This window comes from Achromobacter deleyi (assembly GCF_013116765.2).
Taxonomy (GTDB): domain Bacteria; phylum Pseudomonadota; class Gammaproteobacteria; order Burkholderiales; family Burkholderiaceae_B; genus Achromobacter; species Achromobacter deleyi_A.
Window position 1 is genome coordinate 5,310,561 of sequence record NZ_CP074375.1, and the last position, 15,078, is coordinate 5,325,638.

Here is a 15,078-nt window from a genome sequence, read left to right on the forward strand (position 1 = left end):
CGCCCCCCCGGGGGGCAGCAAGCGCGCGTAGCGTGCGCGGCGTGGGGGCATTTTCTATTGAGCACTATTCCCTGCCTGGAGGCAGTTCTCCACCTTCCATCCATACAGCCACTGCAACGCGTCATAGAACTGGGACTGGCTGCGGCCCGTCCACAGCATGTTGCGCACAGTGCGTTCCACCCCCCGCGCATGGTAGAGCCTGCCCATCTCACGGGTCGACCAGACCACGCGCGCGCTGCGCGGAATGCGCACCGATTCGTACAGCCGCAACGCGGCTTCCAGGTCGTGCCCGCAATGCCTGACGGCCTCGCCCAGGGTCACGGCGTCCTCCAGCGCCATGCAGGCGCCCTGCGCCATGTATTGCGTCATGGGGTGGGCGGCGTCGCCCAGGATGGTGACGCGGCCCTGGCCCCAGCGCTCGACCGGCTCGCGGTCGGCGGTGGCCCAGCGCTTCCAGGAAGTCGGGCGGTCCAGCATCTGGTGCGGACGCGGGTGGATGCCCTGGAAGTACGACAGCACCTCTTCCTTGCTGCCCTCGCGCACGCCCCATTCCTCGTTCTCGCGACTGTGAAAGGTAACGACCAGGTTGTATTGCTGGCCGCCGCGCAAGGGGTAGTGCACCAGATGGCAGTGCGGGCCGGCCCATAGCACGGGAGCGTTGATGCGCAGTTCCTCGGGCATGTTGTCGCGTTCGACCACGGCGCGGTAGACCACGTGGCCGGTGACTCGCGCCGGGTCGCCCACCATGTGCTCGCGGATCACGGATTTGACGCCGTCCGCGCCCACGATGGCATCCGCGCGGTAGCGGTTGCCCTGGGTGTCCACGACCTCCACGCCGTGCTCGTCCTGCGCCATGCTGGCGATCTGGGTGGACGTGCGAAAGCGGATCAGCGGGTTCTGCTGCACGGCTTCCAGGATGGACAGGTGGATGTCGGCGCGATGGATCACGGCGTAGGGCGCGCCGAAGCGCGCACGGAAGGCCTCGCCGGTGTCGATCCGCACGACTTCCCTGGCGTCCACCGCGTCCATCATGATGATGTGGTCGGTGAACACGGCACGCGCGCGCGCCGTCTGTCCCACCCCCAGGGCGTCCAGCGCCGCGAAGGCGTTGGGCCCCAGCTGGATGCCGGCGCCGATCTCGCCGATGTGCGCGGCCTGCTCCAGCAGCTGCACGGCGATGCCTTGCCGCGTCAGCGCCAGCGCGGCGGCCAGGCCGCCGATGCCGCCGCCCACGACGATCACGGTTGGTGCTTGCGGCTTTGCCGCCAGGCTTGCTGTCATGTCGATTCTCGCGCCGTTTCAGTCTTGGCCGCCCAGGAAGGCGCCCTGTTGTTTGAGTTGTGCCTGCAAGGCGGGAATGGAAATGGCGCCCGGCGCGATGCCCGCCCGCAGCGCCATGGCCGAGGCGGTGCCCGCTGCCTCGCCCATCACGAAGCAGCTGCCGCTGACGCGCGCGGCGGACTGTCCCTCGTGCGTCATGGACGCGCAACGGCCCGCCACCAGCACGTTGTCCGCCACGCCCGCGCCGCGCCGCGGCACCATCATGCGAAACGGCAGCTGGTTGTAGCCGCGGGATTCGGGAATGGGCGGCCACATCCACTGCACGTCGCCGGCGGTGTGCATTTCCAGCGGCCAGCCGTTGACGCCGATGCTGTCTGGAAAATCCGCGCAGCCCAGCACGTCCTCTTTGCTCAACATGGCCTCGCCGACGATGCGGCGCGTTTCGCGTATTCCCAGCTGCGGGGCGATGTCCAGTACATAGGCCTGCTCGAAGCCCGGCACCTTGGCGCGCAGAAAGGCCAGGTACTGCACGATCTGGCGGCGGCCTTCCAGTTCGCCGGCCGACAGCGAGCCGGCGTCGGTGCCGTCGGCCGCGCTGCCGTCCGCGTTGGCCAGCTGGGTCACGTTGACCCGCCATTCGTAGTCATGCTTTTGCGGGCGCACGATGGCGCCGCGGCGGGGAAAGCTGAATTCGCCGCTGGCCGCGGCCTGGTCCATCAGCTGGGGGATGGTCTTCCAGGCTTCCTGGGCGCGCGCGCCGTCCACGTTGCCTACCTTGAACATCAACGTGGGGTAGAGCATGTGGCCGTTCTCGTCGCCCTTTTCGAACGGCAGGCCGCCCCACTGGGCGATGTCCGCATCGCCCGAGCAATCGATGAATATCTTTGCCCGCACGGCACGGCGGCCGGACTTGGTCTCCAGGAACAGCGCGTCCACGCGGCCGTTCGCATCCCGCGTCAGGCCGGTGGCCAGGGCATGGAACAGCACCTGCGCGCCGCTGTCCTGCACCAGTCCGTCGGCCGCGCATTTGAAGGCCGAGATGTCATAGGCCTGGGCGTGGATCTTGCCCAGGATCAGATGCGGATCGTTCAGCCCGTCCATCGCGCGCATGCGGTCCAGCAGGTCGTCGGTCATGCCGTGCACCACCTGCCGGATATCGCCGTGGATGTTGGCATGCAGCCCGCAGAAGTTCGACACCCCGGCCGCCGTACCCATGCCGCCCAGGAAACCGTAGCGCTCCACCAGCAGCACGCTGGCGCCGTTGCGCGCGGCGCTGGCGGCGGCCAGCACGCCGGCCGGGCCGCCGCCCAGCACGACGACTTCATATTCGCCATGGATCGGGACCTGGCGGGCGGGTTCGGTGATGAGCATCTGGTTCTCCTTGCGTGTTGCGGTTGCTGCGGGACGGTCCTGCGCGGCGGGCTACTGGCCCTTGATGCCCAGCTTCTTGATCAGGGGTTCCCAGCGCTTGAGCTCGTCGTCCATATAGCCGCGGAACTCGGCGGGAGTGTCTCCCACGGGTTCCATGAACTGGGCTTGCAGCCGTTTGGCGACTTCCGGATCGCGGATGGCCTGGATCAGTGCGTCGGACAGCTTTTTCTGGATGTCGGCCGGCGCCTTGGACGACACCACGAAGCCTATCCACGCCGAGCCCTCGATGCCCTGCACGCCGACTTCGGCCAGGGTCGGGATCTCGGGCAGCAGCGTCGAGCGCTTGGACGAGGTGACCGCCAGCGCCTTCAGGCGTCCGTCCTTCACCATGGGCATGACCGCGATGGGCGGCAGCGCGGCGAACTGGGTGTCGCCGGACAGCAGCGAAGTCAGGGCGGCGGGCGAAGAGGGATAGGGCACGTGGGTGGCGCGCGCGCCGATCTGCTGCAGCAGCAGTTCGACGGCCAGGTGCGACACGGTGCCCGCGCCCGGAGACGGGAAGTTGTACTTGTCCGGATTCTTCTTCAGCGCTTCCAGCAGCTGGCCGATGTTCCCGATGCCGGCGCTGGCGGGTACGACCAGCACGTTGGGCTGGTGCACGGCGAGCGTCAGCGGCGACAGGTCGGTGGCGGGCGCATACGGCAGCTTGTCGAACAGCAGCGTGTTGTTCACCAGCGGGCCGGTGATGGATACGCCGAAGGTGTAGCCGTCGGGCTTGGCGTTGGCGATGGCGAAGGTGCCGATGTTGCCGCTGGCGCCCGGCTTGTTCTCGATCACGATGGTCTGGCCCAGGATCGCGCCGGCCTTTTCGCCGACGATGCGGGCGACCTGGTCGGGGCTGGAGCCAGGGCCGAACGGCACCACGGCCTTGAGCGGCTGGGCGGGCCAGGCGTCGGCGGCCTGAGCGGCGCCCAGCGGCGCGAACGCGGCAAGCGCCAGGGCCAGCGCGCGCGATGCGAAGCGGCGGGCGAGCAGGCCCGAAAGCGGGCGCGCGGGCGCCGGGGTCGAGAAATCATGCATGTGTGTCTCCCACGTCCTTCATGGTGTCGAAGTAGGTCTGTTCATTGGCGATGAAGGCGGCAACCATCGCGCGATAGGTGGCGTCCACCACCTGTTCCAGGTTGGTGAAGCCCTGGTTGTGGCGGTCGGCAAGCTTTCTGGCCTTTTCGAAGACCTGGGCCTGGCGAGCGGGCGCGCTCACCTGGAAGGCGTCGCGCTTGAAGCGCGCGGCATCCTTCACGTACATCGCGCGTTCGGCGATCAGCCGGACGATGTCGTCGTCCAGCCGGTCGATATGGGCGCGCACCTCGGCCAGGTTGGCGCACAAGGGGCGGTAGGCGGGGTCGGTGTATTCGCGCAGCGGCGCGCCTTGGGTGTCGGGTTCTTGCGTGCTCACTGGCTGAAGTCCGGTTGCTGGGCGGGCGCCGCCTGTTGGAAGGCGGGCTGCGCGACGCAGTGTTCATGGATGCGCAGGATGCGCGGATAGGCGGAAAGGTCGCAGCCCATGCGCTGGGCGTTGGCCACCTGCGGAACCAGGCAGCAATCCGCCAGGGTGGGCGTGTCGCCAAAGCAGTACGCGCCGTGGCCGTGGCGGGCCAGCAGCGCTTCCACCGCGGTCAGGCCCTCGCGGATCCAGTGGTGGTACCAGGCGGTCTTCTGTTCGTCGCTGGCCCCCAGCACATCCTGCAGATAGCGCAGGATGCGCATGTTGTTGACCGGGTGGATGTCGCAGGAAATGGCATCGGACAGCTCCAGCACGCGCGCGCGGTCCAGCGTGCCGGCCGGGATCAGGCGCGGCTCCGGGTGGGTGGCGTCCAGGTAGTCGATGATGGCGAGCGACTGCGATAGCTGCGTGTCGCCGTCGATCAGCAGCGGCACGCCGGCCGACGGGTTCTTGGCCACGTAGCCGGCGGCGCGCTGCTCCTGCTTGCGCAGGTTCACGGGCAGGTACTCGTAGGACAGGCCCTTGAGCGCCAGCGCGATGCGGACCCGGTAGGAGGTGGAGCTGTTGAAGAAGCTGTGGAGTTGCATGCGGTTCCCCAAGGCTCAGGCCATCCGCACGCTGAGCGTGCCCAGGCCGTCGACGCCGCCGACCATCGTGTCGCCGCGCACGACGGGGCCCACGCCTTCGGGCGTGCCGGTGTAGATCAGGTCGCCGGCTTCCAGCCGGAAGTACCGGGACAGATAGGCGATGGTTTCGGCGACCGACCAGATCAGCTTGCCGATGTTGCTGCGCTGCCTGTCGGCGCCGTTGACCTGCAGCCAGATTCCGGCCTGTCCGATGTCGCCGGCCGATTGCGCGGGATGCAGCGGGCCGATGGGCGCGCTCTGGTCAAAGGCCTTGCCCAGTTCCCAAGGGCGGCCGGCTTCGCGCATTTTCATCTGCAGGTCGCGGCGCGTCATGTCCAGGCCCACGGCGTAGCCCCACACGTGCTGCAACGCGTCTTCGACCGGAATGTTGGCGCCGCCCTTGCCGATGGCCGCGACCAGTTCGATCTCGTAGTGCAGGTTCGACGTTTCGGGCGGGTAGGGCAGCGACAGGGTGCTGCCTTGGGCCACGGGCACCACGGCGTCGGCGGGCTTGCAGAAAAAGAAAGGCGGCTCGCGGTCGGGATCGAAGCCCATTTCACGCGCATGGGCGGCGTAGTTGCGGCCCACGCAGTAGACGCGGCGCACGGGAAAGCTGTCCTGGCCGCCGGCGACGGGCACGGCAACGGGAGCGGCGGGAGCAAACACAAAAGACATGGATCACCCTTTCAAGGCGGGATATGGGTACGGAATGCGTAAGGGAGGTCCGGCTCAGCCTATGCGCTCTTCGCGCCACAGGCCCAGCGCGGCCTGCACGGGGCGGTCGGAATAGCTGAACAGGGTGGCGTCTTCCAGCGCGGCCAGCTGCACGGGCAGCCAGGACGGCGCCACGAAGACGTCGCGCGGGCCGAAGTGGAATTCCTGGTCGCCGATGCGCGCCGTGCCCCGGCCTTCGACCACGCTGTAGACCGTGGAGTCGGTCGTGCGGGTGGTCTTGCCCTGGAAACCGGCGGGCAGGAACTGCATGAAGGTGGCCATCGTGGGCATGGGATAGCCGCCGGTGGCGGGGTTCAGGTAGCGCAGCTTGACGCCGTCCCAGGGATCGAGCTCGCCGTGGCGGTAGAGTTCGTCCAACGCCTCGCGGCTGCGTTCGTAGGGATAGTTGAAGATGGGCGAGGTGCCGCTGGAGACCTGATGGCGCACCGGCGCCATGTTGTGGCCGAAGCGCGCCATGCTGTCGCCTTCGGGGCGCGTGACAGGCTGGGTGGCGGACGGATAGTTTTCGGCGAAGCCCGCGTCCAGGAAGCGCAGCAGGGGGATGTCCAGGCCGTCCAGCCAGACCACGGGCTCGCCGCCTTCGACGGTTTCGGCGTTGCCGTGGTCGTGCCAGGTCCAGGACGGCGTGATGATGAAGTCGCCCGGGTGCATGGTGGTGCGTTCGCCGTTGACGGCGGTGTAGGCGCCGCGGCCTTCCACGATGAAGCGCAGCGCGGACTGCGTGTGGCGGTGGCTGGGCGCGATCTCGCCGGGCAGGATCAGCTGCAGGCCGGCGTAGAGGCTTTGCGTGATGCTGGCCTGGCCGGGCAGGCCGGGGTTTTCCAGGATCAGCACGCGGCGCACGGCTTCTTCGGCGGTGATCAGCGAACCGGACGCCATGACGTCGTCGCGCACATCGTCGTATTTCCAGATGGCGGGAACGCAGCGGGGAGCGGGTTGGCGCGGCACCAGGTTGTGCAGCGATTCCCACAGGGGAGCCATGTGCTTGGTGGCGATGCGCGCGTAGTAGCGGGCGCGGTCCGAGGCGACGCTGTCCGCGCCGGTGGGGTGACCGTCGTGCATGGTTGTCTCCTGTATGTCCGGCTTGTGCCGGCTTCTACGGGTGGCCGCCGCGTGGTTCGCGGCTGGTCCTGTCAGGGAGACGATTATGCGTAAGCAGCTATGTGTTTTGAAATGAAATTATCTTATTATCCATACGAATAACAATATACATACGAGACATTCCTACAAGACGAGGGCCTGCATGGACTGGACCCACCGCTTGCGCCTGCGCAACCTGAAGATGTTGCTCAGCCTGGCCCAGACTCGCAATATCAGCCATTCGGCCGCCATGCTCAATACGACGCAGCCCGGCCTGTCGAAATGGCTGAAGGATCTGGAAGACGATATCGGGCTGCCGCTGTTCGAACGCCATGCGCGCGGTCTCAGGCCGACTCCGCACGGAGATGTGTTGATCGCGCATGCGCAGCGCGTGGAGTCGCAGCTGGACCGCGCCAGCGCGGACATGGCGGCGTTGCGGGAAGGCGGCGGGGGTCGGGTGGTGATCGGGGCCTCTGGCGCGTCCGCGTCCGACACGGTGCCGCTGGCGGTGATGAAGCTGCTGGAACGCATGCCGCAGGCCCGCGTGAAGCTGGTGGAGAGCACGACCGACCGCCTGCTTGCCCTGCTTGCGCAGGGCGATCTGGATATCGTGGTGGGCCGTTCGGCGCCCGAGCACCACGATCCGGCCATCCGCTTTGAAGCCCTGTATCTGGAACCCATTCATCTGGTGGCGCGGCCCCGGCATCCGTTGTTCGCGGTGGAGCAGCCAAGCTGGCAGGATCTGCTGTCTTATCGCTGGATCTTGTGGCCCAAGGGCACGCCTATCCGCAATGCGGTGGATGCGGCGCTGGCGGCGGCCGGGCAGGCCCCGCCCGCGGACCACGTGGAGTCGAATTCGGTCACGATCAATCTCACCCTGATCAACAACAGCGACATGATAGGCGTGGCCTCGCATCGCGCCGCGGTGCGCTTTTCGCAGTTGCGGGCGATGCGGATCATTCCCGTGCGGCTGTCGGGCTTTGGCTCGGTGGCGATGTACTGGCGCGAGGATGCGTTCCGGCCGGTGGCGGTGCAGGAGGCGATGGCGGCGTTGCGGAGCACGGTGGCGGAACACGCGCCGGGCGTGACGAGGTTCTGATGCCTGCCTCTGGCGCGGGTCTGAATGCGTTGATCGGCCAGTGCCGCAGGCTGGAGGCGGCGCTGGCCGGCGATGGCGATCCGGCCGCGTCGGCGGCGATGCATCGCTTCGTGGCGGAGATGGACGCCAGGCCGACGCCGCCGGGGATGTGGTCGCCGCTGGTGCTGGCGGTGCTGGTGATGGTGGGCGGGCTGGGCGTGGGGATCGAGGTGCTGAGCCTGCTGCTGAGCGGCGTGGGGTCGGCGTTGGCGGCGTTTGCGCTGGTGGCGGTTTGCGCGGGGACGGCGTTGGGGTTGGCGATCGGGGTCGTGATGTTTATGGCGGGGCGGGCTGGGGGGCTGGTGTTGCTGAAGTGGCTGGCGATCGGGCTGGTGCTTGTCGGCGCGCTGGGCGTGATTGCGTGGACGCAGGGGGATGTGCGGGCGGTGGGGCCAGTGGTGGCGTTGGTGGGGGGGCTGGGGGCTTGGCTGGTGCTTAATAGCAGTGGGTTTTATGTGTTTGCGGGGTATCAGATGGCTCGGAGGTTTATGGAGGGGAGGGGGTAGGGGGTGGGGTGGGCGGTGGTGGCGGCAGTGGTGGTTCTTTAGGCGCCCGGCGCGTCGGCGGCCTGCGGTGCGCGGGGCTGCGATTGCGGTCCGGAGCCTTCGCTCCGGACTTCCCCGTCGTCATCTTCGTCAGCGCCTTTGGCGCTTCCTTCAGATTCCCTCGGGCTTATCGACGCCCCGCGCACCGCAGGCCGCCGACGCGCCGGGCTCGGGTGGGGGAAGCTTCACGGGGGCTGGGGCGATTGGTTTGCTTGGCGTGCTCATCACCGGTGGGGTGGTAATGGTGGATCTTGCGGGCCTCGCCCCAGGCCGGCCGCGCGGGCGGCCTTTTGGGGCTTGCGCGGTGTCTTGCGTCGGCGGTTGACGCTGCGCGCTGGTGTTGGGGGCGGTTTGGGCGCGGGTGGGGGCGTTGATTGCGTGCGCTTGTGTTTCGTTGTGCGTGGGGGCGGCGCGTCGGCTTTTTGGTTGTTGTTTGTGCCTGACGCGCCGTTGCTGCGGGGGTGTGCTGCTTACTTGGCGGCCACGGTTTCGGGGGGCACGGGGTTTTCCCAGCCGCCGCCGATGGCGCGGATCAGGCTTACGGCGGAGCGGGCTTGTTCGCCGCTCAGTTGCACCGAGACGCGCTGCTGGAGCAGGACGCTGCGGTCGGCTTCGATCACGTCCAGGAAGCTGATGGAGCCTTCGCGGTACTGCGTTTGCGACAGCTTGGCGGCTCGGGCGGCGGCTTCCACCGCGGCGTCCTGGGCCTTGGTCTGGTCGGCCAGGATGCGCAGGTTGGCGAGGTTGTCTTCCACTTCGCGGAAGGCGTTGAGCACGGTCTGGCGGTAGACGGCGACATCTTCCTCGTAGACGGCGCGGGCGCGGTCCAGGCCGGCCTGGCGGCGGCCGCCGTCGAAGATGGGCATGGACAATGCGGCGCCTACCAGCGGACCCAGGAGGAAGGTGCGGCTGGACCACTCGAACAGATTGCCCAGGTCCGATGACTCATAGCCGAAGGCGCCGGTGATGTCCAGGCGCGGGAAGAAGGCGGACTTGGCGGCGCCGACGCGGGAGTTGGCGGCGGCCATGGCGCGTTCGGCGGCGGCGATGTCGGGGCGGCGTTCCAGCAGCGTGGACGGCAGGCCGGCCGGGATCGACACCGCGACCTTTTCGATGGGTTGCGGCGGCATGGTGAAGTCCGACGGGGCGCGGCCCAGCAACACGGCCAGCGCGTGTTCGGCGGTGGCGCGGCGGCGGTCGATGCCCAGGGCTTCGGATTGCGCGGAGGCCAGTTCGGCCTTGGCGCGCGCCAGGTCCAGTTCGCTGATGTCGCCGGCGTCGTAGCGGCGCTGGATCAGTTGCAGCGTGTCGGTGCGCAGCTTGACGGTCTGGTAGTAGAGCCGCGACTCGGCGTCCTGTTCGCGCACCAGGAAGTAGGTGGTGGCGACGTCGGCCTGCAAGGCCAGCAGCACCGAACGGTACAACGCTTCGCTTTGCTGGGCGTCGGCGGTGGCGGCGTCCGCCGTGGAGGCGACGCGGCCGAAGAGGTCGGCCTCGTACGACACCGTGCCCTGGGCGCGCCAGGTGGTGACGGGGTTGGTCGAGGTGCCGTCGGGCAAGCCTTGCGACACGGCGGAGGGGCGCTGGCGGCTGGGACCGAAGCCGGCGTCCAGGCTGGGGAAGAAGCCGGAGCGGGCTTCGCGCTGCAGCGCGCGGGCCTGGGTCAGGCGCGCGGCGGCGGCCTGCAGGTTCTGGTTGGCCTTCTGGGCTTCTTCTTCCAGCTGGTTCAGGCCTTCGTCGCCGAACACCTTCCACCAGGCGCCACGCAGCGCGTCTTCGGACGGCTCGGCGGGCTTCCAGGTGCCGGCTTCGGCGGCGGGCAGGGCGGCTTCCTTGAAGGCCGCCGGGGTGGCGGCCGCGGGCCGTTCGTAGGTCGGGCCCACCGCGCAGCCGGCCAGCACGAGCAGGATGGCAAGCAGGGCGGAACCGCGGGTCAGTCTTTGGATCATGATGACTTTTCTCTTTAGCGCGCGTCCCGTCCCGCTGGACGGGACGCGCTGGCTTCTCTTCTTTCTGCCGGCCTACGCGTTGTGCTGCGTGGCGGGCGGCGCGTTCGGGTCCATGTGCGGCATGCACACGGGCGCTTCATGCGGCGCGGCGGAATGCAGTTTCTTGCCGCCGATGGAGCGCAGCAGCACATAGAACACCGGCGTCAGGAACAGGCCGAACAGGGTCACGCCCAGCATGCCGAAGAACACGGCGACACCCATGGCATGGCGCATTTCCGAACCCGCGCCCGAGGACAGGACCAGGGGCACCACGCCCATGATGAACGCGATGGAGGTCATCAGGATGGGGCGCAGACGCAGGCGGCTGGCTTCGATGGCGGCTTCCAGCGGCGTGCGGCCGTTCATTTCCAGCTCGCGGGCGAATTCCACGATCAGGATCGCGTTCTTCGCCGACAGTCCCACCAGCACCATCAAGCCGATCTGGGTGAAGATGTTGTTGTCGTTGCCGGTCAGGTAGACGCCGGTCAGCGCAGCCAGGATGCTCATCGGAACGATCAGGATCACGGCCAGCGGCAACGTCAGGCTTTCATACAGGGCGGCCAGCACCAGGAACACCAGCAGCACGCTGATCGGGAACACCCACAGGCCGGCGTTGCCCGCCAGGATCTGCTGATAGGTCAGGTCGGTCCATTCGAACTTCACGCCGCGCGGCAGCGTTTCGGCGGCGACGCGTTCGGCCGCGGCCTGCGCCTGGTCGGACGAGTAGCCGGGGGCCGGGCCGCCGTTGATGTCGGCGGCGGTGTAGCCGTTGTAGCGCACCACCATTTCCGGGCCGAAGGTCTGCTTGACCGTCACGAGCGACGACAGCGGCACCATGTCGCCCGCGGCATTGCGGGTCTTCAGTTGCAGGATGTCGTCGGCATGCGCGCGGAACGGGGCGTCGGCTTGCGCGCGCACCTGGAACACCCGGCCGAAGCGGTTGAAGTCGTTGACGTACATGGAGCCCAGGTAGATCTGCATGGTGTCGAACACTTCCGTCACCGGCACGCCCAGTTGCTTGGCCTTCACGCGGTCCAGGTCCACATCCAGCTGCGGCACGTTGATTTCATAGCTGGAGAACGCGGGGCCGAGTTCGGGCGTCTGGCGCGCCTTTTCCAGGAAGGCCTGCTTGGCCTTGTCCAGTTCGGCATAGCCCAGCGCGGCGCGGTCTTCGAGTTGCAGCTTGAAGCCGCCGAGCGTGCCCAGGCCCATCACGGGCGGGGGCGGGAACACCGCGATGAAGGAGTCCTGGATCGCCGCGAACTTCTGGTTCAAGGATGCCGCGATGGCGTTGCCCGACAGGGCTTCGCCCTTGCGTTCGTCGAACGGCTTCAGGGCCACGAACACGATGCCGGCGCTGGAGCTGTTGGTGAAGCCGTTGATGGACAGGCCGGGGAAGGCGATGGCCGATTGCACGCCGGGCTCGTTCAGGGCGATGTCGCTCATGCGGCGGATCACCGCTTCCGTGCGGTCCAGCGAGGCGCCGTTGGGCAGCTGCGTGAAGCCGATCAGGTACTGCTTGTCCTGCGCGGGCACGAAGCCACCAGGGACCAGGTAGGACACGCCGATGGTCGCGGCCACCAGCACCGCGTACACGCCCATTGCGCCGGCCTTGCGGCGGATCACGTTGGACACGCCCTTGCCGTAGGATTCCGACGCGCGGCCGAACATGTTGTTGAACCAGGCGAAGAAGCGGCCGAACACGCGGTTCATGCCACGGGTCAGCCAGTCAGGCTTGTCGTGGTGGCTCTTGAGCAGCAGGGCCGACAGCGCGGGCGACAGGGTCAGCGAGTTGAAGGCCGAGATCACCGTCGAGATGGCGATCGTCATGGCGAACTGCTTGTAGAACTGGCCGGTCAGGCCCGTCATGAAGGCCAGCGGCACGAACACGGCGCACAAGGTCAGCGCGATGGCGATGATGGGGCCGCTGACTTCGCGCATGGCGCGGTAGGTCGCATCGCGCGGACTCAGCCCCGCCGCGATGTTGCGCTCCACGTTTTCCACCACCACGATGGCGTCGTCCACCACAATGCCGATGGCAAGCACCATCCCGAACAGCGACAGCGCGTTGATGGAATAGCCGAACACCAGCAGCAGCGCGAAGGTCCCCACGATGGACACGGGCACGGCCAGCAGCGGGATGATGGACGCGCGCCAGGTCTGCAGGAACAGGATCACCACCAGCACGACCAGCGCGATGGCTTCCAGCAGCGTATGCACCACGGCTTCGATGCTGGAGCGCACGAACTGGGTGGGGTCGTATTCGATGCGGTATTCCACGCCCGGCGGGAAGTCCTGCTCCAGCTCGGCCATGGCCGCGCGCACCTTGCTGGACACGTCCAGCGCGTTGGCGCCCGGCGACTGCATGATGCCCATGCCCACCGCCGGCTTGTTGTCCAGGAGCGAACGCAGGCCGTATTCCTGCGCATCCAGTTCCACGCGGGCGACGTCGGACAGGTGCGTCACGGCGCCGTCCGGCGAGGTCTTCAGGATGATGTCGCGGAATTCCTCTTCGCTTTGCAGGCGGCCGCGCGCATTCACGTTCAGCTGCAGCGGCACGTCGCCTTGCGTGGGCGAGGCGCCGATCACGCCGGCGGCCACCTGCACGTTCTGTTCGCGGATGGCGGCGACGACTTCGGACGCGGTCATTCCGCGCTGCGCCACCTTTTGCGGGTCCAGCCAGACGCGCATGGAATAGTTGCCCGAGCCCCACACCGTCACTTCGCCCACGCCCGTGATGCGGGCCAGGCGGTCCTTGACGTTCAGGATCGCGTAGTTGCGCAGGTAGGTGATGTCGTAGCGGTCATTGGGCGAGATCAGGTGGACGACGAGCGTCAGGGTGGGCGAGCTCTTGGCCGTGGTCACGCCCAGGCGCTGCACGTCCGGCGGCAGGCGCGGCAGCGCCTGCGACACGCGGTTCTGCACCAGCTGCTGCGCCTTGTCGGGGTCCACGCCCAGCTTGAAGTTCACCGTCAGCGTCAGGTTGCCGTCGCTGTTGGCCTGCGACTGCATGTACAGCATGTCTTCCACGCCGTTGATGGATTCCTCCAGCGGCGAGGCGACGGTTTCGGCGATGACCTTGGGGTTGGCGCCCGGATACTGCGCGCGCACCACGACCGACGGCGGCACCACTTCCGGGTATTCGGAGATGGGCAGCTGGAACATGGCCAGCAGGCCCGCCAGCAGCACCAGGATGGACAGCACGCCGGCGAAGATCGGCCGGTCGATGAAGAATTTCGAGATATTCATAAACGTTCTCGTTCGACGCGTCGGCTCAGTTCTGTGCCGATGCGGTCTGGACCGGGTTGCCGGGGTTGCGGGGGTTCTGCTTGGCGGCAACCATGGGGACGACGGTCGGCGTCACGGCGTCGCCGGGACGGATGCGCTGCAGGCCGTTGACGACGATGCGCTCGCCGATGGCCAGGCCGGAGTCGACCACTCGCAGGCCTTCCTGGTTGGCGCCCAGCTTCACCTGGCGATACACGGCGTGGTTCTTGTCATCCAGCACCAGCACGAAGCGCTTGTCCTGGTCGGTGCCGATGGCCTTCTCGTCGATCAGCACGGCCGAACGCGGATCGCTGCCGCCCAGGCGGACGCGGGCGTACAGGCCCGGCAGGAGCGAGCCGTCGGCGTTGTCGAACTCGGCGCGCACGCGGATCGTGCCGGAGGTCGCGTCCAGGCGGTTGTCCACCGATTGCACGAAGCCCGTGCGCGAATAGCCTTCCTCGTTGGCCAGGCCCAGCTCGACGGGCACCGAGCCGGCGCGGCCATTGCGGGAGGGGTTCACGTACTTGAGGAAGGTTTGTTCGTCCACGTCGAACGATGCGTACATCTTGGACACCGAGACCAGCGTGGTCAGCGGCACCGACGCGGCGCCGGCGGCCACCACGTTGCCCACCGTGACTTCGGCGCGCGACACGCGGCCGGCCACGGGGGCTTCGATGCGGGTGTAGCCGAGGTTCAGCTTCGCGTAGTCCAGCGCGGCTTGCGCGCCCTGCAGGTTGGCGGCGGCTTCGCGCGAGGCGTTCTGCTTTTCCTCGAAGTCGCGGCGGGCGATGGCGTTGTCGGCCAGCAGGCGCTGGCCGCGGGCCAGTTCGGAGGCCGTGTAGGCGGCGCGGGCGCGGGCGGCCGTCAGGGCGGCGGCGGCGCGGTCCACTTCGGCCGCGTAGGGGCGCGGGTCGATGGTGAAGAGCACGTCGCCCTTCTTGACGATGGTGCCGTCCTGGAAGTGGACGGCGGTCAGGGTGCCGGACACCAGGGGGCGGATGTCGACGCGGTCGATGGCTTCCAGGCGGCCGGAGTAGCGCTGCCAGTCCACGATGGTCTTGCTGACGACTTCGGCCACTTCGACGGGCGGGGCGGAGGGGGCGCCTTGCGCCATGGCGACATTGCCGCCCGCGGGGCCCCGGGTGAGGGCATAGCCGCCGCCAGCCGCGAGCACGGCTGCAAAGACGACGAGCATAGCAATACGATTACGCGAAACCATGATGTTTCCTTGAGTGGTGTAGGGGCGAAAGCGCGCTTGCCCGGGGCCTGGGGCGGGAGGCGGCGGCGGTCCGGAGGGGGAATGGCAGTCCTAAGGATCCGATGGATATATGCTTATCGCTTATGCTGCGTTGCAGCATGCAACAGTGTTGCGTATCCTGGGCTGCGGCGCCTTGGCGGGGCGGGTCGCTGCGGGTTCGGAATCTGAGGGTTGACATGCCCCTTTGCGGTGCCGGGCGGCAAGGGCACTTCAAGATGGTTTGCATTCTGAGTGTTTTGCGGGGCCGGATAAACATCTGTATTCCGGCAACACTGTTCGCGAGGG

Annotated in this window: 12 protein-coding genes; 2 read left to right on the top strand and 10 right to left on the bottom strand. The window is 67.8% G+C overall.

Annotation, left to right across the window (positions count from 1 at the left end; genetic code table 11):
• Positions 1-54 precede the first annotated feature (54 nt).
• Genes HLG70_RS24145 through gtdA form a run of 7 tightly spaced genes read right to left on the bottom strand, consistent with a single transcriptional unit; the run spans position 55 to position 6,579 of the window.
• Positions 55-1,281, bottom strand: a complete 1,227-nt coding sequence (locus tag HLG70_RS24145) for a 3-hydroxybenzoate 6-monooxygenase (protein ID WP_171667881.1) — start codon at positions 1,279-1,281, stop codon at positions 55-57.
• An 18-nt stretch (positions 1,282-1,299) separates the two neighbouring features.
• Positions 1,300-2,652, bottom strand: coding sequence for an FAD-dependent oxidoreductase (locus tag HLG70_RS24150; protein WP_171667882.1), 1,353 nt, complete (start codon positions 2,650-2,652; stop codon positions 1,300-1,302).
• A gap of 51 nt (positions 2,653-2,703) precedes the next feature.
• Positions 2,704-3,732, bottom strand: a complete 1,029-nt coding sequence (locus HLG70_RS24155; protein ID WP_171667883.1) for a Bug family tripartite tricarboxylate transporter substrate binding protein — start codon at positions 3,730-3,732, stop codon at positions 2,704-2,706.
• Positions 3,725-4,108 (bottom strand): chorismate mutase, encoded by a 384-nt coding sequence (locus HLG70_RS24160; RefSeq protein WP_171667884.1) that lies wholly within the window; start codon positions 4,106-4,108, stop codon positions 3,725-3,727. Before HLG70_RS24160 ends, HLG70_RS24155 begins: the two co-directional genes overlap by 8 nt.
• Positions 4,105-4,743, bottom strand: a complete 639-nt coding sequence (gene maiA / locus HLG70_RS24165; protein ID WP_171667885.1) for a maleylacetoacetate isomerase — start codon at positions 4,741-4,743, stop codon at positions 4,105-4,107. Before maiA ends, HLG70_RS24160 begins: the two co-directional genes overlap by 4 nt.
• 15 nt (positions 4,744-4,758) lie before the next feature.
• The gene (locus HLG70_RS24170) at positions 4,759-5,457 is read right to left on the bottom strand and encodes a fumarylacetoacetate hydrolase family protein (RefSeq protein WP_171667886.1); all 699 of its coding nucleotides are present in this window, start codon (positions 5,455-5,457) and stop codon (positions 4,759-4,761) included.
• A 54-nt stretch (positions 5,458-5,511) separates the two neighbouring features.
• Entirely contained in the window at positions 5,512-6,579 is a 1,068-nt protein-coding gene (gene gtdA / locus HLG70_RS24175) for a gentisate 1,2-dioxygenase (RefSeq protein WP_171667887.1), read from the bottom strand.
• Positions 6,580-6,760: 181 nt separating this feature from the next.
• Here gtdA and HLG70_RS24180 point away from each other — a divergent pair, with 181 nt between their 5' ends.
• Together HLG70_RS24180 and HLG70_RS24185 are read left to right on the top strand one after the other, a co-directional pair.
• Entirely contained in the window at positions 6,761-7,696 is a 936-nt protein-coding gene (locus tag HLG70_RS24180; protein WP_171667888.1) for a LysR family transcriptional regulator, read from the top strand.
• Entirely contained in the window at positions 7,696-8,241 is a 546-nt protein-coding gene (locus tag HLG70_RS24185) for a hypothetical protein (protein ID WP_171667889.1), read from the top strand. Before HLG70_RS24180 ends, HLG70_RS24185 begins: the two co-directional genes overlap by 1 nt.
• A 509-nt stretch (positions 8,242-8,750) precedes the next feature.
• Here the strand turns inward: HLG70_RS24185 and HLG70_RS24190 are convergent.
• The 3 genes from HLG70_RS24190 to HLG70_RS24200 form a co-directional block, all read right to left on the bottom strand.
• Entirely contained in the window at positions 8,751-10,229 is a 1,479-nt protein-coding gene (locus tag HLG70_RS24190) for an efflux transporter outer membrane subunit (RefSeq protein WP_171667089.1), read from the bottom strand.
• Between the two features lie 72 nt (positions 10,230-10,301).
• Positions 10,302-13,517 (bottom strand): efflux RND transporter permease subunit, encoded by a 3,216-nt coding sequence (locus tag HLG70_RS24195; RefSeq protein ID WP_171667090.1) that lies wholly within the window; start codon positions 13,515-13,517, stop codon positions 10,302-10,304.
• 25 nt (positions 13,518-13,542) lie between these two features.
• Positions 13,543-14,754 carry an efflux RND transporter periplasmic adaptor subunit gene (locus HLG70_RS24200; RefSeq protein ID WP_171667091.1) on the bottom strand — a complete coding sequence of 404 codons (1,212 nt, stop codon included), beginning with the start codon at positions 14,752-14,754 and terminating at the stop codon, positions 13,543-13,545.
• Between the last annotated feature and the right edge of the window lie 324 nt (positions 14,755-15,078).